This is a genomic window from Bacteroides sp. ZJ-18 (assembly GCF_011038705.2).
GTDB classification, from domain to species: domain Bacteria; phylum Bacteroidota; class Bacteroidia; order Bacteroidales; family Bacteroidaceae; genus Bacteroides; species Bacteroides hominis.
The window spans coordinates 4,629,218-4,648,920 of sequence record NZ_CP072198.1; the positions used below are offsets into that span (position 1 = coordinate 4,629,218).

21 protein-coding genes and 1 tRNA gene are annotated in these 19,703 nt (G+C 43.8%); 10 read left to right on the plus strand and 12 right to left on the minus strand.

What is annotated here, in order from left to right; genetic code table 11:
- Positions 1-78 precede the first annotated feature (78 nt).
- From G7Y45_RS18685 to G7Y45_RS18695, 3 genes are all read left to right on the plus strand, one after another.
- Positions 79-1,458: a sodium:alanine symporter family protein gene (locus G7Y45_RS18685; protein WP_005808095.1), complete on the plus strand. Its 1,380-nt coding sequence runs from the start codon at positions 79-81 to the stop codon at positions 1,456-1,458.
- A gap of 101 nt (positions 1,459-1,559) precedes the next feature.
- Positions 1,560-2,198 (plus strand): hypothetical protein, encoded by a 639-nt coding sequence (locus G7Y45_RS18690; RefSeq protein ID WP_005808096.1) that lies wholly within the window; start codon positions 1,560-1,562, stop codon positions 2,196-2,198.
- 133 nt (positions 2,199-2,331) lie between these two features.
- Positions 2,332-4,431, plus strand: coding sequence for a KamA family radical SAM protein (locus G7Y45_RS18695; protein WP_005821526.1), 2,100 nt, complete (start codon positions 2,332-2,334; stop codon positions 4,429-4,431).
- A gap of 149 nt (positions 4,432-4,580) precedes the next feature.
- Here G7Y45_RS18695 and G7Y45_RS18700 read toward each other — a convergent pair whose 3' ends face one another.
- A complete protein-coding gene (locus G7Y45_RS18700; RefSeq protein WP_005781005.1) occupies positions 4,581-5,906 on the minus strand; it encodes a nucleobase:cation symporter-2 family protein in 1,326 nt (441 codons plus the stop codon).
- 7 nt (positions 5,907-5,913) lie between these two features.
- Positions 5,914-6,621, minus strand: coding sequence for a DUF5020 family protein (locus G7Y45_RS18705; RefSeq protein ID WP_005781006.1), 708 nt, complete (start codon positions 6,619-6,621; stop codon positions 5,914-5,916).
- 107 nt (positions 6,622-6,728) lie between these two features.
- Here G7Y45_RS18705 and G7Y45_RS18710 point away from each other — a divergent pair, with 107 nt between their 5' ends.
- The 3 genes from G7Y45_RS18710 to G7Y45_RS18720 all read left to right on the plus strand — a co-directional run bounded on the left by G7Y45_RS18710 (position 6,729) and on the right by G7Y45_RS18720 (position 7,813).
- A complete protein-coding gene (locus tag G7Y45_RS18710) occupies positions 6,729-7,319 on the plus strand; it encodes a uracil-DNA glycosylase family protein (RefSeq protein WP_005781007.1) in 591 nt (196 codons plus the stop codon).
- A 2-nt stretch (positions 7,320-7,321) separates the two neighbouring features.
- Complete coding sequence (locus G7Y45_RS18715; protein ID WP_005808101.1) at positions 7,322-7,675, plus strand: arsenate reductase family protein; 354 nt, start codon at positions 7,322-7,324, stop codon at positions 7,673-7,675.
- Positions 7,676-7,740: 65 nt separating this feature from the next.
- Positions 7,741-7,813 (plus strand) — tRNA-Trp (locus G7Y45_RS18720).
- A 48-nt stretch (positions 7,814-7,861) separates the two neighbouring features.
- Here the strand turns inward: G7Y45_RS18720 and G7Y45_RS18725 are convergent.
- Positions 7,862-9,028, minus strand: coding sequence for an energy transducer TonB (locus G7Y45_RS18725; RefSeq protein ID WP_165016644.1), 1,167 nt, complete (start codon positions 9,026-9,028; stop codon positions 7,862-7,864).
- Positions 9,025-9,600 carry an RNA polymerase sigma factor gene (locus G7Y45_RS18730; RefSeq protein ID WP_032531659.1) on the minus strand — a complete coding sequence of 192 codons (576 nt, stop codon included), beginning with the start codon at positions 9,598-9,600 and terminating at the stop codon, positions 9,025-9,027. Before G7Y45_RS18730 ends, G7Y45_RS18725 begins: the two co-directional genes overlap by 4 nt.
- Before the next feature lie 111 nt (positions 9,601-9,711).
- Here G7Y45_RS18730 and G7Y45_RS18735 point away from each other — a divergent pair, with 111 nt between their 5' ends.
- Together G7Y45_RS18735 and G7Y45_RS18740 are read left to right on the plus strand one after the other, a co-directional pair.
- Positions 9,712-11,538: a VWA domain-containing protein gene (locus G7Y45_RS18735; protein ID WP_165016642.1), complete on the plus strand. Its 1,827-nt coding sequence runs from the start codon at positions 9,712-9,714 to the stop codon at positions 11,536-11,538.
- Between the two features lie 202 nt (positions 11,539-11,740).
- Entirely contained in the window at positions 11,741-12,055 is a 315-nt protein-coding gene (locus G7Y45_RS18740; protein ID WP_005781014.1) for a hypothetical protein, read from the plus strand.
- 85 nt (positions 12,056-12,140) lie between these two features.
- On the opposite strand, the gene G7Y45_RS18745 is transcribed toward G7Y45_RS18740, so the two are convergent.
- The 6 genes from G7Y45_RS18745 to G7Y45_RS18770 all read right to left on the minus strand — a co-directional run bounded on the left by G7Y45_RS18745 (position 12,141) and on the right by G7Y45_RS18770 (position 16,767).
- Positions 12,141-13,013 (minus strand): pyridoxamine kinase, encoded by an 873-nt coding sequence (locus tag G7Y45_RS18745; RefSeq protein ID WP_032539526.1) that lies wholly within the window; start codon positions 13,011-13,013, stop codon positions 12,141-12,143.
- A 58-nt stretch (positions 13,014-13,071) separates the two neighbouring features.
- A complete protein-coding gene (locus G7Y45_RS18750; RefSeq protein ID WP_005781018.1) occupies positions 13,072-13,650 on the minus strand; it encodes an LUD domain-containing protein in 579 nt (192 codons plus the stop codon).
- The gene (locus G7Y45_RS18755; protein WP_005808113.1) at positions 13,647-15,032 is read right to left on the minus strand and encodes a lactate utilization protein B; all 1,386 of its coding nucleotides are present in this window, start codon (positions 15,030-15,032) and stop codon (positions 13,647-13,649) included. Before G7Y45_RS18755 ends, G7Y45_RS18750 begins: the two co-directional genes overlap by 4 nt.
- Positions 15,029-15,769: a (Fe-S)-binding protein gene (locus tag G7Y45_RS18760; protein WP_005781023.1), complete on the minus strand. Its 741-nt coding sequence runs from the start codon at positions 15,767-15,769 to the stop codon at positions 15,029-15,031. The genes G7Y45_RS18755 and G7Y45_RS18760 overlap by 4 nt, the downstream gene beginning before the upstream one ends.
- A 133-nt stretch (positions 15,770-15,902) precedes the next feature.
- The gene (locus tag G7Y45_RS18765) at positions 15,903-16,448 is read right to left on the minus strand and encodes a radical SAM protein (protein WP_032535463.1); all 546 of its coding nucleotides are present in this window, start codon (positions 16,446-16,448) and stop codon (positions 15,903-15,905) included.
- Positions 16,435-16,767, minus strand: a complete 333-nt coding sequence (locus G7Y45_RS18770; protein ID WP_005781027.1) for a 6-carboxytetrahydropterin synthase — start codon at positions 16,765-16,767, stop codon at positions 16,435-16,437. The genes G7Y45_RS18765 and G7Y45_RS18770 overlap by 14 nt, the downstream gene beginning before the upstream one ends.
- A 116-nt stretch (positions 16,768-16,883) precedes the next feature.
- Between G7Y45_RS18770 and G7Y45_RS18775 the strand changes: the two genes are divergently transcribed.
- Positions 16,884-17,246 (plus strand): YbaN family protein, encoded by a 363-nt coding sequence (locus G7Y45_RS18775; protein ID WP_005781029.1) that lies wholly within the window; start codon positions 16,884-16,886, stop codon positions 17,244-17,246.
- On the opposite strand, the gene G7Y45_RS18780 is transcribed toward G7Y45_RS18775, so the two are convergent.
- The gene (locus G7Y45_RS18780) at positions 17,213-17,779 is read right to left on the minus strand and encodes an MTA/SAH nucleosidase (protein WP_005808116.1); all 567 of its coding nucleotides are present in this window, start codon (positions 17,777-17,779) and stop codon (positions 17,213-17,215) included. The genes G7Y45_RS18775 and G7Y45_RS18780 overlap by 34 nt on opposite strands.
- A 154-nt stretch (positions 17,780-17,933) precedes the next feature.
- Here G7Y45_RS18780 and G7Y45_RS18785 point away from each other — a divergent pair, with 154 nt between their 5' ends.
- Positions 17,934-19,103 (plus strand): acyltransferase, encoded by a 1,170-nt coding sequence (locus tag G7Y45_RS18785; RefSeq protein ID WP_032539527.1) that lies wholly within the window; start codon positions 17,934-17,936, stop codon positions 19,101-19,103.
- An 81-nt stretch (positions 19,104-19,184) separates the two neighbouring features.
- Here G7Y45_RS18785 and G7Y45_RS18790 read toward each other — a convergent pair whose 3' ends face one another.
- A complete protein-coding gene (locus G7Y45_RS18790; protein ID WP_005808119.1) occupies positions 19,185-19,667 on the minus strand; it encodes a PepSY-like domain-containing protein in 483 nt (160 codons plus the stop codon).
- Between the last annotated feature and the right edge of the window lie 36 nt (positions 19,668-19,703).

Sequence of the window (19,703 nt, forward strand, 5' to 3'; positions counted from 1 at the left end):
TTATTAAAACGATGGTTCAACTACGTATCGGCCGGATGAACCATAGCACAATGCACCGATGATTTAATTAACAAAGACATGGATCTGATTAACGATATATTATGGACCTACATCCTTATTGCAATGCTGTTGGGGTGCGCCGTTTGGTTCACGCTTAAAACCCGTTTCGTACAATTCCGGATGATTGGCGAAATGGTACGTCTTCTGAAAGATTCCGGCGGAAAAGAGGAGAACGGAGAAAAACATATTTCTTCATTCCAGGCTTTCGCCATATCACTGGCAAGTCGTGTCGGGACAGGAAATCTTGCAGGCGTAGCTACAGCTATTGCCGTAGGCGGACCGGGTGCGATATTCTGGATGTGGATCATTGCCTTGTTAGGAGCATCAAGTGCTTTTGTCGAATCTACCCTTGCACAGTTATATAAAGAAAAAGGAAAGGAATCATTTATAGGAGGTCCTGCTTATTACATGAAGAAGGGATTGAAGAAGCCATGGATGGGAATTCTTTTTGCCATACTAATTACCATTACTTTCGGTTTCGCTTTCAATTCGGTACAGAGTAATACCATTTGTGCGGCCGTAGAGCATGCATTCGGCATCAACCACATACCGATGGGAATCATCCTGACCGGACTCACTTTATTGATCATCTTCGGAGGCATTCAGCGCATCGCCAAAGTAAGCAGCATCATTGTCCCCATTATGGCACTGGGATATGTAGGGCTGGCACTGGCCATTGTACTCCTGAACATCACGCATCTGCCAGGTGTTATCGAAACCATCATCAGTCATGCTTTTGGTTGGCAACAAGCTTTGGGAGGCGGTATGGGAGCTGCTCTGATGCAAGGCATCAAACGGGGCCTGTTCAGCAATGAAGCCGGTATGGGTTCCGCACCCAATGCAGCCGCCACAGCATACGTGTCACATCCCGTCAAGCAGGGCCTGATCCAGACTTTAGGAGTTTTTACAGATACACTTATCATCTGTTCGTGTACGGCATTTATCATTCTTTTCAGTGGTGCTCCGCTCGACGGTTCGACCAATGGAGTGCAACTTACCCAGCATGCACTGAACAATGAAATAGGGAGCCTCGGAGGTATTTTTGTGGCAATCGCTCTCTTCTTTTTTGCGTTCAGCAGTATCATTGGAAATTATTATTACGGTGAAGCAAACATCCGCTATCTTACCCACAGGAGATGGGTGGTATACCTCTACCGGATATTGGTAGGCGCCATGGTATGGGTAGGTGCCATGTCCACACTCGACTTCGTATGGGGACTGGCAGATATTACCATGGGATTAATGGCTGTCTGCAACCTGATAGCAATTTCCTTCCTCGGAAAATATGCTTTCCGCTTATTGCAGGACTATCGTGAACAGAAGAAAGCGGGCATCCAAAGTCCGGTATTCACCAAAAACAAAATGAAAGACATAGAGCAGGACATCGAATGTTGGTAAAGTACCTCAAAAAGAATAGATGTTATCCATATAATCTGTAGCAATTTAACAAGTTATTTAGTAAATTTGCAGCCTCAATCTATAAATTGACCAAATGACTTATGAGCATATTCGCTAACTTATTCAAGAAACAAGCCGACGCTGACGCAAAAGTAGTGGGCAATGTCGAAGACTTCGTATCACTGACACGTGTATATTTTCAATCTGTAATTGCAGTAAATTTGGGTATCACAAATATCCGCTTCCTGCCGGATGTAGCCAACTTCAAACGTTTGTTCAAAGTAGCCACGCAAGGAGGTAAGTTAGGATTAGCCGAGAAATCGGCATCCCGCAAGATGCTGATGCAGGATTACGGCATCAGTGAATCATTCTTTAAAGAGATAGACACATCTATCAAAAAAAACTGCCGTACGCAAAACGATGTACAAGCATACCTTTTCATGTATCAGGGATTCTCAAGCGACCTGATGATGCTGATGGGCAACCTGATGCAATGGAAATTCCGTATGCCGGCCATATTTAAAAAGGCCCTGCGCTCCATGACAGAAAAAACAGTACATGATGTATGTACCAAAACGGTATGGAAAGCAGATGACGTACACAAAACGGCAGCGGCTGTACGTCAATACAAAGAACGTCTCGGATTCTCGGAACAATGGATGTCAGAGTACGTTTATAACATTGTCTTGTTGGCTAAAAAGGAGCCTAAACACAAGGACGAAGAAGCAAAAACAAAATGAAAAGCTGAATGTTATTAAACAAAAAAGAATCGTAAAGAATAGCACGAATAGCAAAGCGGAGGTTTTCTACCTCCGCTTTTTTTATTATATTTATGCAAATATTTCAATTTTAACAACTTAAAAACAATCGCGTATGAAACAAAAGAAAATGCTTTCACTCACACTTTCCCAAATCCGTCAACTATACTGTCAGGAGTTACCCGAACTCACAGCAATGGCCCGGCAAAGTCTTGATGACACAGACTTTAAAAGCCACCTGCAAGAGTTCCTTGCTTCTCACATATCCGGAGGGAACAAAGCGGGTGAGCAAATTCGACTCCTTATCAACTACGACGGAAAGACAGTTCATGAATTGTCTAACGAACAGGATATGCAAATACAGACCTTATCCCTTCTCCGACGCTTCTTGACCGGGAATCTGGAAAATGCAGAAATGCCTACTGACTTGTTCCTGGATCTGTATAACCTCTTCAAAAGACTGGAGGACCCGGAAATGCCCCTACCCTCTCCGCAACGAATCAAAAACAGAACCGAACGCTGGGCCACGGGACTGGACGAAGACGTGATAGAGCTACGCACCGAAAACAAAGAACGAATGCTGCATCTGCTGATACAGAAAATAGAGAACCGGAAATCAAAGCCATCCTCCCGGTTCCACTTTGAAGAAGGATTGAGTTATGAGGAGAAATACCATCAGGTCTGCCGGTGGTGGGATGATTTCCGCTTCCACCTTTCGATGGCTATCAAAACTCCTGCCGAACTCAACCGCTTCCTCGGAAATTCTCTTTCCAGCGAAACAATGTATTTATTGTCCAGAGCCCGTAAAAAAGGGATGCCTTTCTTCGCCACGCCCTATTATCTTTCTTTGCTCAACACCAACGGCGAAGGATACAATGACGAAGCTATCCGAAGCTACATCCTCTATTCACCCCGTTTGGTGGAAACCTACGGCAATATCCGTGCCTGGGAGCGCGAAGATATTGTAGAAGCCGGAAAACCGAACGCTGCGGGATGGCTATTGCCGGACGGGCATAACATTCACCGTCGCTATCCGGAAGTAGCTATCCTGATTCCCGATACAATGGGACGTGCCTGCGGAGGACTGTGCGCTTCATGTCAACGTATGTACGACTTCCAAAGCGAACGACTGAATTTTGAATTCGACGCACTCCGCCCTAAAGAAAGTTGGGATAAGAAACTACGCAGGTTGATGACTTATTTTGAAGAAGACACCCAGTTACGAGATATATTGATTACCGGAGGAGATGCTCTGATGAGTCAGAACAAGACTTTGCGAAACATTCTTGAAGCCGTATATCGCATGGCCGCACGAAAACGAAAAGCAAACCAAGAACGTCCGGAAGGAGAAAAATACGCTGAATTACAGCGTGTCCGTTTAGGATCGAGATTACTGGCTTACCTGCCTATGCGCATCAATGACGAACTGATAGAGATTCTGAGAGAATTCAAAGAAAAAGCCTCTGCCATCGGAATGAAGCAATTTATAATTCAAACCCACTTCCAGAGCCCGTTGGAGGTGACACCACAAACCCGGGAAGCCATCCGGAAAATCCTTTCCGCCGGATGGCTTATCACTAATCAGCTCGTATATACCGTGGCAGCATCCCGACGAGGACATACCACAAGGCTACGCCAAGTGCTCAACTCGCTGGGAGTGGTCTGTTACTATACCTTCTCTGTCAAAGGATTCAATGAAAATTATGCTGTATTCACACCTAACAGCCGGTCGATGCAGGAACAGCATGAGGAAAAAACATTTGGTAAACTAACTCCGGAACAAGCTGACGAACTATATTCTCTTCTCGAAACAGGTGAAGACACAGCCGCCCGTATACGCCGTTTCATGAAGAAACACCATCTACCGTTCATGGCTACAGACCGAAGCGTACTCAATCTGCCTGCTATCGGCAAGAGCATGACATTCAACCTGGTGGGAATCACCGAAGAAGGTAAACGCATCCTTCGCTTTGACCATGACAGTACCCGACGCCACAGTTCTATTATTGACAAGTTGGGGAAAATATATATCGTGGAAAATAAATCGCTCGCAGCTTATTTAAGGCAATTAAGCAAAATGGGGGAAGATCCGGAAGACTATGCCAGCATCTGGAGCTATACGGAAGGAGAAACAGAGCCCCGCTTCAAACTATATGAATATCCGGAATTTGAATTCCACACAACAGACCGGATGAGTAATCTGGAAGTATTATAAACGATAAACGAGGGTGTGTCGAAACTTCTTTCACCACGGAGTAACACAGAGTATCACAGAGTCTTTTTATTGATAATCAACAACCTAAAATCGTCTCTATGTTACTCTGTGTACTCTGTGGTGAGTTTTGACACAGTCCCGTTCATCATTCATCGTTCTTCTTCCTCTTTCACCCGAATTACGATATTTGCTATAATCGCAGTCAAGCCACCGGTAGTGATGCCTGACGAAAAGATACTGCGGATAGCTTCGGGAGCCTGACTCAATACATCAGGCATCAATTCCACTCCCAGCCCTAATGAAAGACTGACAGCCAGCACCAATGTCTCCTTACGTCCGATGTTTTGTGACGAAACGATGCGGATTCCGGCTGCTGCCACTGTTCCGAACATCAGCAAAGTAGCTCCGCCCAACACCGGGTCCGGCATCAACGAAAAAACAGCTCCTACAATCGGGAATAATCCTAAAAGAATCAGCATTGCCGCTATATAGTAACCCACATACCGACTGGCTACTCCTGTCAGCTGAATAATTCCATTATTCTGCGCAAAAATAGAGTTCGGGAAAGAGTTGAAAATACCTGCCAGGAAAGAATTAAAACCATCGGCCATCACACCACCCGAAACCCGTTTCAGGTAGTCGTCACCTTCAATCTTCAAACCTGAAATCATTGAATTCGCCGTCACATCTCCGGTCGCCTCAATAGCTGTAATCATATACACCAGCCCGATAGCGATAAAAGAAGACACATTAAAATCAAGTCCGTATTTAAATGGTTGAGGAATATTAAAACTCATCAACATCTCTACATTCAAAGCACTCATATCTACTTTTCCTAAAGCAAAAGCGAGCCCATATCCTAAACAAAGTCCCAGCACAATAGAACTCATACGCAAATATTTATTTTTGCAACGATTGAAAAACAAAACGCTGAGCAAAACCACACCTGCAATCGAAAGGTTCTCCCAAGAAGCAAATGTTCCATTATCCATCGCAGCATAACCACCTCCACAAGAAACAATGCCTACCTTTATCAGACTCAACCCGATAAGCAATACCACAATACCCGAAACCAGCGGAGTGATGATATTGCGCATATACTTGAAGGTACGACTAATAACCATTTCAATGGGAGCTGCCGCCATACAGACACCAAAAATAAGAGGAAGTCCGCCTACAAGCCCCGTAGCAATGATGGGACCAATAAACGAAAAGCTCGTGCCTTGTATACAAAGCAGTCTCGCCCCGATAGGGCCAAAACGTCGGCACTGGATAAAAGTAGACACTCCCGAAGCAAAAAGAGACATCGATACCAAAAATCCGGTTTTCTCTACATCCAGTTTCAGAGCACTGGCAATAATCAACGGAGGAGTAATAATAGCTACAAAAATAGCAAGCAGATGTTGCAATGCCGCAAATAAAGCATCTTTAAACGGCGGACGGTCCTCAATACCGTATATCAAATCAGTTTTCATCAGTTTTTTAGTTTATTGTCCATTTTAGCGCCAGTGTAGGGATGACATAAAAACCATCGCGTCCACCGAAATTATTACTCAGCTCGACTTCTGAACCTACACTCAGATTAAACTTGTCACTGATACCTTTTATACGGTTCAGATTCACCCAAAACTGAGGTTCGGTAAGAAAAATCGTTTTGCCATAAGCCGTCTCTTCGCGCCACCAATCAGCAAATCCGGAGAAAGTAAGCAAGTTCCTGCTGAAATTCATGTACCAGGTCCCGGTCAACTGGAAGTTATGGGGAGAACGATGTTTCTGAATATACTTATACAGGACCGACAATGAAAATCCACGTGAAAAAGAAGCATTATTATAAGTATATGTTGCACCACCCAAATAGGCGTTATTATAAGAAAAACCTTTGGCAAGTCCACCGTTATATTCCACATGTACCGAAAATGGATTCTTCCAGAATTTCAATTCACGTGCTATTTCCCAATAAGCGGCAGCCACTCCGTCCGAAGTATAATCCATATCGACAAAGAAATAAGTGCTTCCCCACTTGTCGGGATGAAACTTCTCCACAGTAGAGGTTAGTACAGGACGACCTTTTAAATCTTTATCATACAAAGAACGTCCAAAATCATAATGCAACTGGATGTTCTGTGCCTTTAACCCGACGCCGACAGACAAGATAAACAGACAGAAAATAGCAATAGCGGTTCTTCTCATGTTGAATGTTTTTTGAATTAAGGCGCAAAAGTAATTAAAAATCGTGGGAGTACGTTTCTATAAAATAGATATTATCACTATTTTTGTTCCCAATCAAATAGCGAATAATGGACATAGAAATAGAAAACCACCCGTTAGAACCTTTTCTCCCGGCCAATGCCCGATTGCTGATGCTGGGAAGTTTTCCGCCCCAGAAAAAGCGATGGTCAATGGATTTTTATTACCCGAACCTGAACAATGATATGTGGAGAATCGTTGGACTTTTATTCTTCAACAACAAGGATTATTTTCTGAACGAAAACAGGAAGGCCTTCTGTCGTGAACGGATAACAGACTTCCTTAACGACAAAGGAATAGCACTGTTCGATACCGCATCATCCATCCGACGATTACAGGACAATGCTTCCGATAAGTTTCTGGAAGTGGTGCAGCCCACTGACATAAGCCGGCTCCTCAGGTTAATTCCGGAATGCAAAGCCATCGTCACAACAGGACAAAAGGCAACAGACACTCTCCGGACACAATTCGAAGTGAGAGAACCCAAAGTGGGAGATTTCTCTGAATTTGTTTTTGAAGGACGTCCGATGCGACTATACCGGATGCCTTCTTCTTCACGGGCATACCCATTGGCACTGGATAAAAAAGCGGCAGCTTACCGTGTCATGTATCAAGATTTACAAATGCTTAATATAGAATAAATATGAAACCTCTTTTTTTGCAATATCCTGCATGCAGTACTTGCCAAAAAGCCAAAAAGTGGCTGACGGAAAACAAAATTGAGTATACCAACCGCCTTATAGTGGAAGATAATCCCACGACAGAGGAGTTGAAAGCCTGGATTCCATTGAGCGGACTACCCGTTAAGAAGTTTTTCAACACCAGCGGAGTAGTATATAAAGAGCTGAAGCTCAGCAGCAAGCTCCCGACAATGAGCGAAGAAGAACAGATCGCCCTTTTGGCCACTAACGGCAAACTGGTGAAACGGCCATTAGTAGTAACAGACCATTTCGTATTGGTAGGCTTCAAACCCGAAGAATGGGAAAAATTAAAATAATTAGCAACTTCTTTGCATAAAAGCTTGCCAATTCAGAAGTTTATTCTACCTTTGCAGCCGCAAACACGGGAGTAGCTCAGTTGGTAGAGCACCGGTCTCCAAAACCGGGTGTCGGGAGTTCGAGCCTCTCCTCCCGTGCAAAAAAATCCCGCTTAAGTCATATGACCTAAGCGGGATTTTCGTTTATCAGAAACGGATACTCACCTCTACCGGTTCATCACCAATAGTCCAGTCAGGTCCCTCTTCAATCAGACGAATGGCCTCTTTATCGGCCGAAGCACAAAGTCCCTTTTTAACATTAATGGATTCCGGACGTCCATCCTTATCTACCCGGAAAGTAAGAATCACTTTTCCCTTGGCACGTGCACACTCTTTGTCGGAAGGATGCACCAGATTCTCTTTCAGATACCTCCGAAAAGCTTTTCGCCCTATAGACGGTTGCGGCGTACCTGACATCTTTAAGCTCGTTATAGCACCTGTAACGCTACTCTTCGGCTGCGAACCGTATCCTACCACTACAACCTCGTCAAGTGTAGCATCATCTACGTTCATAGCTATCAATAAATCTTTAGTCGTATCAACAGGAAGGACAACAGATTCATAACCGATATAATCGACTGAAAGTTCCCGATTCCCATCTGTCTTTAAAGTAAAATCACCATTTTCATCTGAGATAGTCCCCTGATTAGTCCCTTTCACCCTGACTGTGGCACCAACAAGAGGTTCACCACTGGGATCGGTCACTTTACCACGCACCTTACCAACAACAGCCACTTTAGCGTTAAAACTACTATCATTAGCCACCGAAGCTCTCATAACCATTTTTTTGTCCATAGCCGAAGGTTCGTCGTCAATGGTGGCTTCCAGCGCTTCTTCCATCAATTCCTGAGTCATTATTTGAGGAACCTCAGATGAAGGTGCAAGCATTTTTTTCTTCTTACTCTCTGAAATCAATTTCTTCGACGGGCCTGCCGAATCCTTTATTACCGCCTCAGCCAACTCATCTTTCTTCTCTTCCTCATATACCGACAAGGGTTTCGGATGAACCGCTTGTTCCATTGCCATCCGTGCTTCATCCGACAAAGGTTTCTCCTGAAAAAGGAAATAAGAGCCGATACAAACTCCAATCAGCAGGCTGGCGGCGATACTCCAGACCACAGCATGGTTACGCTTTTGCACAGCACGGGCTCTAATCCGACGGCGCAACTCCTCAATCTGTTCGTCGGCTCCATTCCCTACACGGCTGTAACCTTCGAGCGCGTCGGCCAGAAAAGGATCACGCATAGCCTCTTTCTCCAGCCGATGCGCCTCTTTTCCTTTGCGGGCTCCCCGTATGTAGTCTAATAGTTTCATTCCTTAAGCTGATTTTTAATACAAATCTTCAAATTACGTTTTCCGTTCTGGATATAGCTCTTTACGTTATTCAGCGTAAAACCGGTTTGCGCAACTATATCGGCATAAGACATTTCTTCTATAAAGAAATGCCGTATGCTGACGCGTTGGGGTTCAGAAAGTTTCTTCAGACAATGATGCAAAGCTTCCAATTGGTCCGCATTACTTTCCTCTTCACATAAAAGATGCAAAAATTCATCGGATTCCACAATATGAACAGTATAATCCAATGAAATCTCTTTAGAGTCTTTCCGTAATATTTGCAAGCAATGATTCTTTACTACCCGGTATATCCAGGTCCGGAAAGTTTTTATTTCATAATGGGTGACTTTAGGAAGCAAATCTTCAAAAAGTTCCATCACCGCATCCTGAGCCCGGGCTTCATCTTTGAGATACTTCAGACACACGCCATACAACAACGGAATATAACGGTTATAAAGTTCACCGAAATACTCTGTTTCACCGGACTTCATATAATGCTGCAATAGTTCCTCGTCCGTCTGTTCCGATATGTTTCTTCTGAAAAACAGGATTTTTTTTTGCAAAGTTAAAAAAAAGAGGAATCTATTTATGGAATCTATAAGAGAATTGCATCTATTGAGTAAAACAAGGAATCAAATTTATCCACTTAAAACAATAAAAGTATGAAAACGAATCAATTCAGAGCTTTGATGCTTATACTGCTAATGACAGTAATTTCATGGGGAGCAGTCAGTGCACAGCCTTTCATAGTAAAAGGTATAGTTACAGACGCTGAAAGCGGAGAAGCGGTGGCCGGTTGCTCCGTTGTAATAAACGGTACACAGAACGGAACCATTACCGGCACAGACGGTACCTATTCCATTCGTGCAAACAAAGGAGCAACCTTAGTATTCTCTTTCATAGGATATCGCACTCAAAAAATAAAAGTGACTTCTGCCCGTTTAGATGTCGCCTTGGAAACGGATACACAACAGTTGGAAGAATGCGTAGTGATAGGTTATGGGGTAGAAACACAAAAAATGATTTGCGGTGCTACCCCCATCGCAATGAACCACAGCCTGTTATACAACGTAGGGATGTCTGCCGAAGAATATAAAGCAATACAGGAAAATGGATTTAAGAAAGTGTGGGATAATCCGCTATCTACTTTCTCGATCGATGTGGACGTAGCTTCATATAGCAATATGCGCCGATTCCTTAATAAAGGAGAGCTACCTCCGGCTGATGCCATCCGTACAGAAGAATTAATAAACTACTTCTCTTACAATTATGCACAACCAACAGGGAACGATCCGGTAAGAATCACATCAGAAATAGGTACTTGTCCTTGGAACGAACAGCATCGGTTAGTCCGCATCGGATTGAAAGCAAAAGAAATTCCTACCGAAAACTTACCTGCTTCGAACCTAATCTTCCTGATCGATGTATCCGGTTCGATGTATGGTCCCGAACGTCTGGATCTGGTAAAATCATCATTAAAGTTATTAGTTAACAATCTGAGAGATAAAGATAAAGTAGCAATCGTGGTATATTCGGGCGCTGCCGGAGAGAAACTGGCATCCACACCGGGAAACGATAAACAAAAAATACGCGAAGCCATTGACGAACTGGAGGCAGGAGGCTCTACAGCGGGAGGAGAAGGAATTAAACTGGCTTATAAAATTGCCCGGAAAAACTTTATAACCGGTGGCAATAACCGCATCATCCTCTGTACCGATGGTGATTTCAATGTGGGCGTATCATCGGATCAGGAACTGGAGAAACTGATTGAGCAAAAACGTAAGAGCGGTGTATTCCTCACCGTATTAGGATATGGGATGGGAAACTATAAAGACAGCAAGATGCAGACTCTTGCCGAAAAGGGAAACGGCAATCATGCCTATATCGACAATCTGCAAGAAGCCAACCGGGTATTGGTGAACGAGTTTGGAGCAACTTTACATACGGTCGCCAAAGACGTAAAACTACAAGTGGAGTTTAACCCGACACAGGTACAAGCCTATCGGTTGATTGGCTATGAAAGTCGTTTGCTGGCAGATGAAGACTTCAACAACGACACAAAAGATGCAGGAGAAATGGGAGCCGGACATACAGTCACAGCTTTCTATGAAGTGATTCCTGTAGGGGTAAAAAGTGATTTTACCGGAAAAGTGGACGATTTGAAATATCAGAAGAAACAAAAGACTGCCACCTCTGTCAACGACTCTAATGAATTACTAACCGTCAAACTACGCTACAAAACACCGGACGGCAATGCCAGCAAAAAGATAGAACAGGCGTTGACTGACTCTAAAAACAACCGGGTTTCCGCCGATTTTCGTTTCGCAGCCGCAGTAGCCATGTTCGGACAACTGCTGAGAGATTCTGAATTCAAGGGAAATGCCAATTATGACAAAGTGATTTCTTTGGCAAAGACCGGCTTGGAAAACGACGAAAAGGGATATAAAAGAGAATTTATACGGCTCGCAGAAACTGCCAAAGGTATCTGATACTGTGGAAGTTTTCCACGTTATCCACACCCCAAAACCCCAATTTCCACAGATTGAGATTTAGACCTTTGAATATAACAATCTAATAATCAGCAGAATAATACATATACCTTTATTCTGGCACACCGCTTGCACTACTATTATCGTAAGCAAACGGCTTACAGAAAAACAAACCCCATTTATTAACTCAAAACTTACAATTATGAAAAAGGTATTAGTAGCAATAGCATTGGTTATGGGATTAGGTAGCTCAGTAGCATTCGCACAGAACGTAGAAAACGCTAACGCAGTAGTAGCGACTGCACAGGCTCCACAAGACGAGTATACAAAGATTGAAGTAAAAGATCTCCCTGCAGCAGTAACCGAAGCCCTCGGAAAAGCTTATCCTGAATCGACTATCAAAGAAGCATCAGTAACAGCTAAAGAAGACGGCAAACTCTACAAAGTAGTCGTTACACAGAAAGACGGTACAGAGACAACTGTAGTAATGAACGAAAAAGGTGAAGAAGTAAAATAAAAAAGATGCATCTTTAAAGGGCAAAAAGCACTGTTTCATTTTTGGAGCAGTGCTTTTTTATGAATAGATGTACTCCGGAAAACATTTAAATCAGCTCGTAACTGCTACTCTGAATTGGCATATCAAGATTATGGAGTATCTTTTCTAACAGAATACCTTCACGGTTATCATACTCATAACCGAAAGTGGCACGAATTCCCTGCAGGATAAACTGGGTAGCACGATCCAAAGCAATGGGAAGGCTGTCTCCCTGCAGCAAAGCTCCGGTAATGACACTCGTAAATGTATCTCCCGTACCCGGATAATGGGCAGGCAGATAAGGGCAAGTGATTTTCCAATAGCGATTTCCTGTCCGGTTATAAGCATAAACCGAAGTTTTATGAGGTTCATCCAACACAGGCACACTGGTTATGATCACCACCTCAGGCCCTTTTTCCGACAGGCTATGCAGATAATCCTTTAATTCCTGATCGGTATTGGTCTCTTTATACGGACGGCCGAGCAGATAGAAAAGTTCCGTCAGATTGGGGGTTATCACATCGGCATGTGTGATTAACTGCTGCATCTCTGCCACCATCGCTTCATCAAAATTTGAATAGAGTTTACCATTGTCTCCCAAGACAGGATCTATCACCGTCAAGCTATCTTTCCGGCGAAAATCACGGATAAAGTCAGATACAATCTGAATCTGCCTGGGTGATCCTAAATAACCGGTATAGATAGCATCGAACTCCACCTCCAAACGTTTCCACTCGGCAATAATACGAGGCATTTCATCCGTCAGATCAAGAAAAGTGAAATGCGGATATTGCGTGTGATTAGAAAGGATGGCCGTAGGCAACGGACATACCTGAAACCCCATAGACGACAGAATAGGAATTACGACTGTCAGAGAAACCCTTCCCATACCGGAAAGGTCGTGAATGGCAGCCACTTTCTTTACTTTATTTGCAAACATATATTTGTACAAGAGGATATTGCAGAAATCTGTTTCACCACAGATAAACATTCCCTCATCACTTCAATATTACCAATACATCTCTCGCACCGTGCGCTCCCATCACCAACGCTTGCTCTATATCAGCAGTTTTTGAAGGGCCGGAGATAAATGTACCAAATTTATATTTTTCATCTTTTATCAGCTCGTAAGCCTGATGCATATTGCTCACAATACGGTTCTTGTCCAAAACAATCACCAGTTTTTCGGCTATAAAATAGAGCGCTTTGTACTTCACCGTTTGGGGAATCCAGACAGCTGCATTCTCGGCCACCCCAATTTCGCCTTTAACAACAGCTATATCGGTTCCATCCAGATCTTGTGCGCGAGTCAGCAAATCAGGATTGAATGTAGCGCAGGTGATTTCCTCCAGATCGGAAGCAATACTGGCAGCATCAGGGTAAGTACGACGGATGACAGCATTGATATCTTCTCCCTCCCCCAATACAATAGCTTCACCTCCGACGGCAAAACTCATCTCGCAGAATTTGGCAACCACATCCGGATAAGTAGTGGTTTTGATTTGCCAGTCAGGGTATTCATAACGGTTCTTCGTATTTTTACGGATACTCGCCAATATCTCTTCTTTACTACTCATTTGTTTTCCTCCTTTCCTTGCACTTTATTTTTCTTCCACATCTCGTTGAACGATTCGCTGGCAAACTCAGGCAGTTCGCGACCCTTACCCCAAGCATCCAAGTCATTGTATTTGATAAAACGCGGCAGATAATTAACTGCCGGAGCAGCCCAAAGAGCCGCATTGAATAGAGCTGGATGGTCCATCAATACTTTCATGCCACCGGACATTATTTTTTTACCCGTATTAGCTTTTCCAATCTTATCCAGATCCTGCCGCCATTTATAAATCTGTTCAGCCAGGTCTACCTTTGCCGGACAAACATCCGAACAAGACATACACAGCGAACAGGCTGACAGGTTATCATAATACTTTTCCGGATCATGTGCCATACCCAGATTGATACCGATAGGACCGGGAATAAAGTAGGTGTAGGAATATCCCCCGCTCCGACGATACACCGGACAAGTATTCATACAAGCACCGCATCGGATGCAATTCAAAGTCTTGATATGATCGGGATGGGCAAGCAAAGCGCTTCGTCCGTTATCTACAATGATAATATGATATTCGCCTCCTTCACGGGGATTGCGATATTGAGAGGTATAGGTAGTGATAGGTTGCCCTGTTGCCGAACGCGCCAACAAACGGGTAAACACTCCCAAAGCCTCCATATCCGGCACGATCTTCTCCATACCGAAAGCAGCAATATTCAGTGTCGGGCACGATGTCCCCATATCAGCATTTCCTTCATTCGTGCAAACCACTATATCTCCAGTGGATGCTACGGCAAAGTTGGCTCCCGTCATGGCAGCTTCCGCATTCAGGAAGATGTTCCGCAAGCTTTTTCGAGCGGCATGGGTCAGATAAGTAGGATCAAAATTACCTTTCTCCGTTCCCATTTCCTTTTCAAACAGCTCTCCCACCTGTTCACGCTTGATGTGAATAGCCGGAAGCACAATATGACTTGGCGCCAGATTCATCAACTGAAGAATGCGCTCTCCGAGATCAGACTCCACAACGTCTATTCCTTTCTCTATCAGGAACGGGTTTAGTTCACACTCTTCCGCCAACATCGATTTGCTTTTCACAAAATGTTTCACTCCATGACTGCTCAATATTTCATAAACAATGGCACGATACTCTTCCGCATCCTTTGCCCAATGAACGATGGCTCCGTTGGCTGTGGCGTTTTTCTCAAATTCCAGCAAGAGTTCCTCAAGGTGGCTGTTGGAATAAAGTTTCAACGCACATGCCTTGTCACGCAATTCTTCCCACTCGGGTACTTCCTTGCTCATCTTGTCTCTTTTGGCACGGACCATCCAAAGGGTCTCATTGTGCCATGCTGCCATCACCGGATTTTCCAGAAACTTCTCGGCAGCTTTTGCATGCTTGGTACTCATAATTGTGATGCTAATATTTCTACAACATGAATAATTCGGATAGGCAGGTGTTCACGCTCAATGATACCCTGCATATGCATCAGACAGGAGCTATCGGCTCCGGTTATGTATTCGGCCCCAGTCTCCATGTGGTGCCGTATCTTATCACGTCCCATGCAGACGGATACAGCCTGCTCTTCGACTGCAAACATACCGCCGAAACCACAACATTCGTCCACGTGGCTGGGTTCAAACACTTCAATCCCCTCGACCATCTGGAGCAAATCGCGCAATTTATTGAAATAAGGTATGTTCAATTCACTCGGAGCAGATAGAAAAAGTTCACGTACACCGTGACAGCTGTTATGAATACTGACTTTATGGGGAAAACGAGCAGGGATTTTCGTAGGTTTTATCACATCGTGAATAAAGGCACAGAGGTCGTAAATCTTATCTGCACTCTGGCATTGATGACCCTCTTTAGCCAAAATACCGGGATGGTTTTCTTTCACAAAAGCCACACAACTGGCAGACGGGCCTACAATGTAATCATACTTCTGAAATAAATCATTGAAACGGATAGCCATCTTTAAAGATTCATCTTGAAAACCGGCGTTTGCCATGGGCTGTCCGCAACAAGTCTGATCAAGAGGATAATCGACATCCACCCCTAAGCTCTTCAGTAATTTATATGATGCCACCCCTACCTGCGGATAGATGGCATTGATATAACAGGGGATAAACAAACCTACTTTCATAATATATCATTAATTAGTTACAAGTCACGAGTCATAAGCCACGAGTTATCAACAATGAAATACGTACGGGGACAGCAAAGCCACTCATAATGCACAGCTTATGACATGCAGCCCTCGTATCAGCTTCCGTAGCTCACAAAATATTTATCAGTTTGTGCGTTTGCAGGCTAAGTCTCCATCTGGGATGTCGCATCACGCAATCCACCGTTTCTGCGGTGTTATTACAAGAACAAGGCTGAAGGAAGAAATGTTCGGCAGGAAGCTGTTCATAAACGTCAATATTTTGTCCTTCGTAAACAACTTTAACTTCATCCATCCGGTTTAAAGCTAATTTGACACCCTGCTTAGGCGAACAAGTTACCCAGTCGATAGCAGCAGGCAAAGGTTTCGTTCCATTGGTTTCGATACACACATACTTGCCCGCCCCGTGCAACAAATCGATAAAGGCATCGTCAATCCAAAGCGAAGGCTCTCCCCCAGTAAGAATCACCATGACAGCCGGATACTTCTTTACTTCATTTACAATTTCTTCGTCTGTCATCATTTCACCGATTTCATGCCGGGTATCACAAAAGTCACACTTCAGATTACACCCTGAGAAACGTATGAAAACAGCAGGGGTACCTGTATGATACCCCTCTCCCTGTAAACTATAAAAAATCTCGTTAATCTTTCTCATAAATCACCGTATTTGCTTCCGACTCCTGTACCTCTACCTTATAACACTGTGGAATCTGCTTGCATACCCAACGGGCAATATTTTCCGCCGTGGGATTAAAAGGAAGTACTTCATTCAGATTCTGGTGATCCAGTTTTTCCTTGACGGTCTGTTTTATCTGGGTAAAATCCACTACCATTCCATCCGAGTTGAGCCGTTCTGAACGGCAATAGACAGTGATAATCCAGTTGTGACCGTGAAGAGTGGCGCATTTACTCCGGTACGGAAGAATCAGCTTATGTGCAGCCGATATTTCCATTCGTTTAATTACTGTAAACATCGTTATATGTATTATTAATGGTTACTGCACCTAATGTCACCTCGGTGCGGCTACAAAGATAATACAAAAGATAGTTTTCATTCAGCGAGAAAAGTTATTTTTCCTATTTTTGCGGAATGAAAACGATCTGTATTATATTAGGTACTCTTTCGCTGGGACTTGGCATTCTCGGTATTTTCCTGCCATTGTTACCCACTACTCCTTTCTTGCTGCTCACTGCCGCCCTCTACTTCAAAGGATCTCCGCGCCTATACCAATGGCTGCTGAATCACAAATATTTCGGTACCTATATACGTAACTTCCGTGAAAATAAGGCAATCCCCTTACGCGCTAAAATCATCTCACTCCTGCTAATGTGGGGCACGATGCTCTATTGCATTTTTTTCCTGATTCCGTTGGTTTGGGTCAAAGTACTCCTCTTCCTGATAGCCGTAGGAGTGACTTATCATATACTTTCTTTCAAAACATTGAAGAAGTGAGACAATCCCGCACGAGCATCTTCCAGCCGGTCTTGCCAATGCTTCACAGAATTCTGCCCGATCACATCCGAAACATATTTCACCGAAATAAAAGGAATTTCCTTAGCCCTGCACACAAAGGCCTGTGCATAGGCTTCCATATCTACCACATCTCCTTCAATATCCGTCAGTTCGGTCAGGAAGCTATCACCGGTATTGCAAGTTGCCGATTCGGTCCAGTGCCGGCAAAAGCCTCTGGCGGCAAGCAACTCTGACGAATCAATGTGGCACTCCATTCCTAATCCGGACATTTTATGCATATCCCGGTCGACAAAATGACGGCAGACAAAGACATCCCCCACCTGATGGTTAATCGTTCCGGCTGTTCCCTGATTGATCACAATATCCGGCTTCACCTGCTGAATGGCTTCCGCCAAATGAAAAGCCGCTTTCACTTTTCCAATGCCTGTCCGTACATAATATACTTCCACATCGGGCCACTTGATTTCTGTAAATTCGCCTTGTACGGCATAAGTCACTAATATCTTCAACATAAATACTATCTTTAATTTTATACATTCTATATCGAATGCAAAAGTAGTCAATTAAAGACAATTTGACCAGATATTATCTTTAAATGGTCAGATTCTGCACATATCCGCCCTGTTTTCTTCCTATCTTTGCCTGAAACTTAAAACACAAAATATCATGATTCAAAACTCTATCTCCGACAATCGTATTGTCTGGCTCGACGTCATCCGTTGCGTTGCAATGATAATGGTCATAGGCGTTCATTGCATCGATCCTTTTTACATTTCACCCACGATGCGGGCAATCCCCGAATACACGCACTGGGCAGCAATTTACGGTTCACTCCTCCGCCCGTCGGTTCCCTTGTTTGTTATGATGACCGGGCTACTTCTGCTCCCTGTGAAAAAACAGCCATTAGGTCAGTTCTACAAAAAACGCATATATCGTGTTTTGTTTCCCTTCCTCATCTGGTCGGTGTTATATAGTCTGTTTCCCTGGTTTACGGGAGTACTCGGATTGCCGAAAGAAATTATCGGGGACTTCTTCTGTTATACGCAAGGACAAGAATCACAAAGCCTGATAGATTCTCTGAAGGATGTAGCCATGATTCCGTTCAATTTCAGCCATAAAGAGAACCACATGTGGTACATCTACCTGCTCATCGGCCTGTATCTCTATATGCCATTCTTCTCGGCATGGATAGACAACGCTGATCAAAAGACCAAACGAACATTTCTCCTGATATGGATTATTTCACTCTTCATTCCTTATCTAAAGGAGTATGTTGCCAATTGTTTGTTCGACAGAAGCGGTTATGTATTCGGTACTGATACATGGAATGAATTCGGACTCTTCTACTATTTTGCCGGATTCAATGGATATTTATTACTGGGGCATTACGTCAAGAAGGGTAACAACTGGAGTCTGATGAAAACATTCACTCTTTGCATACTCATGTTTGCCGTCGGATATTATGTCACTTATACAGGTTTCAGCACCACAGCAGCCAATCCTAACGCAACAGAAACGGAAATGGAACTCTTCTTTACCTTCTGTAGCCCCAACGTATTGTTAATGACCTTAGCCACCTTCTTACTGCTACAAAAAGTAGTCATCACCAATCAGACTGTCATAAAAGCACTGGCCAACATGACCAAATGCGGTTTCGGCATCTATATGGTTCACTACTTCGTCGTAGGTCCTTTTTTCCTTCTAATAGGGCCCTCATCGTTACCTATCCCTCTACAGGTTCCACTGATGGCTATCTGTATATTCCTCTGCAGCTGGGCATTCACTGCGTTCATTTATAAGCTTATGCCCCAAAAAGCTGTCTGGCTTATGGGATAAGACCAATAATTTACGTGTAAGGTGGAAAAAGTTTAAGAACTCTTCGCACCTTACACGTAAGTCATTGATAGGAGACTACAGTTACAAGAATGTACCCGGTCCCAATATATCATCCATATAACTCACATTACGGGTACGCAGCAATGCCCCGTTCGGACTATAAAACAGCTGATATTGAATGTCTACATTTTGTTGCCCTACCTTGATGACAATAATCGGTTGCCATTTGGGAAACTCGACATAAGTAACATCTTCCACCTGCCAGCCGGAATAAGGACCGGAAGCAAACGCATTATATACCGTAGCAGAAAGTTCATCGGTATCCCCCCACTCCGTCTGGGTCATCTGCCATTGTCCCTGCGCATTGAACCAGACATTCTTTTCATAACCATTCATCATGAAATCGGCACAATAGTAACCGCTGTCCTGTGACCAGGCGATACCATCAGCTTTGGGATACATTTTTTTCAAAGCCGCCTGCGCCTTGGCAGGAGCATTATCTGCCCAAACAGACATGACAACCATCAACAGAGTCATTAACAAGCTGAATCTCAATTTTATCATAGCTAAAGCATTTTAATCGGATGAATACTTTTCGCT

What these genes read in the sequence shown, in the direction of transcription:
- G7Y45_RS18740 (WP_005781014.1), top strand. Translation starts at nt 11,741, where the DNA reads ATGAAAAAGGTATTAGTAGCAATAGCATTGGTTATGGGATTAGGTAGC.
- G7Y45_RS18685 (WP_005808095.1), top strand. Translation starts at nt 79, where the DNA reads ATGGATCTGATTAACGATATATTATGGACCTACATCCTTATTGCAATG.
- G7Y45_RS18735 (WP_165016642.1), top strand. Translation starts at nt 9,712, where the DNA reads ATGAAAACGAATCAATTCAGAGCTTTGATGCTTATACTGCTAATGACA.
- G7Y45_RS18710 (WP_005781007.1), top strand. Translation starts at nt 6,729, where the DNA reads ATGGACATAGAAATAGAAAACCACCCGTTAGAACCTTTTCTCCCGGCC.
- G7Y45_RS18780 (WP_005808116.1), bottom strand. Translation starts at nt 17,779, where the DNA reads ATGTTGAAGATATTAGTGACTTATGCCGTACAAGGCGAATTTACAGAA.
- G7Y45_RS18790 (WP_005808119.1), bottom strand. Translation starts at nt 19,667, where the DNA reads ATGATAAAATTGAGATTCAGCTTGTTAATGACTCTGTTGATGGTTGTC.
- G7Y45_RS18785 (WP_032539527.1), top strand. Translation starts at nt 17,934, where the DNA reads ATGATTCAAAACTCTATCTCCGACAATCGTATTGTCTGGCTCGACGTC.
- G7Y45_RS18700 (WP_005781005.1), bottom strand. Translation starts at nt 5,906, where the DNA reads ATGAAAACTGATTTGATATACGGTATTGAGGACCGTCCGCCGTTTAAA.
- G7Y45_RS18690 (WP_005808096.1), top strand. Translation starts at nt 1,560, where the DNA reads ATGAGCATATTCGCTAACTTATTCAAGAAACAAGCCGACGCTGACGCA.
- G7Y45_RS18755 (WP_005808113.1), bottom strand. Translation starts at nt 15,032, where the DNA reads ATGAGTACCAAGCATGCAAAAGCTGCCGAGAAGTTTCTGGAAAATCCG.
- G7Y45_RS18750 (WP_005781018.1), bottom strand. Translation starts at nt 13,650, where the DNA reads ATGAGTAGTAAAGAAGAGATATTGGCGAGTATCCGTAAAAATACGAAG.
- G7Y45_RS18695 (WP_005821526.1), top strand. Translation starts at nt 2,332, where the DNA reads ATGAAACAAAAGAAAATGCTTTCACTCACACTTTCCCAAATCCGTCAA.
- G7Y45_RS18760 (WP_005781023.1), bottom strand. Translation starts at nt 15,769, where the DNA reads ATGAAAGTAGGTTTGTTTATCCCCTGTTATATCAATGCCATCTATCCG.
- G7Y45_RS18715 (WP_005808101.1), top strand. Translation starts at nt 7,322, where the DNA reads ATGAAACCTCTTTTTTTGCAATATCCTGCATGCAGTACTTGCCAAAAA.
- G7Y45_RS18745 (WP_032539526.1), bottom strand. Translation starts at nt 13,013, where the DNA reads ATGTTTGCAAATAAAGTAAAGAAAGTGGCTGCCATTCACGACCTTTCC.
- G7Y45_RS18765 (WP_032535463.1), bottom strand. Translation starts at nt 16,448, where the DNA reads ATGAGAAAGATTAACGAGATTTTTTATAGTTTACAGGGAGAGGGGTAT.
- G7Y45_RS18775 (WP_005781029.1), top strand. Translation starts at nt 16,884, where the DNA reads ATGAAAACGATCTGTATTATATTAGGTACTCTTTCGCTGGGACTTGGC.
- G7Y45_RS18705 (WP_005781006.1), bottom strand. Translation starts at nt 6,621, where the DNA reads ATGAGAAGAACCGCTATTGCTATTTTCTGTCTGTTTATCTTGTCTGTC.
- G7Y45_RS18770 (WP_005781027.1), bottom strand. Translation starts at nt 16,767, where the DNA reads ATGTTTACAGTAATTAAACGAATGGAAATATCGGCTGCACATAAGCTG.
- G7Y45_RS18725 (WP_165016644.1), bottom strand. Translation starts at nt 9,028, where the DNA reads ATGAAACTATTAGACTACATACGGGGAGCCCGCAAAGGAAAAGAGGCG.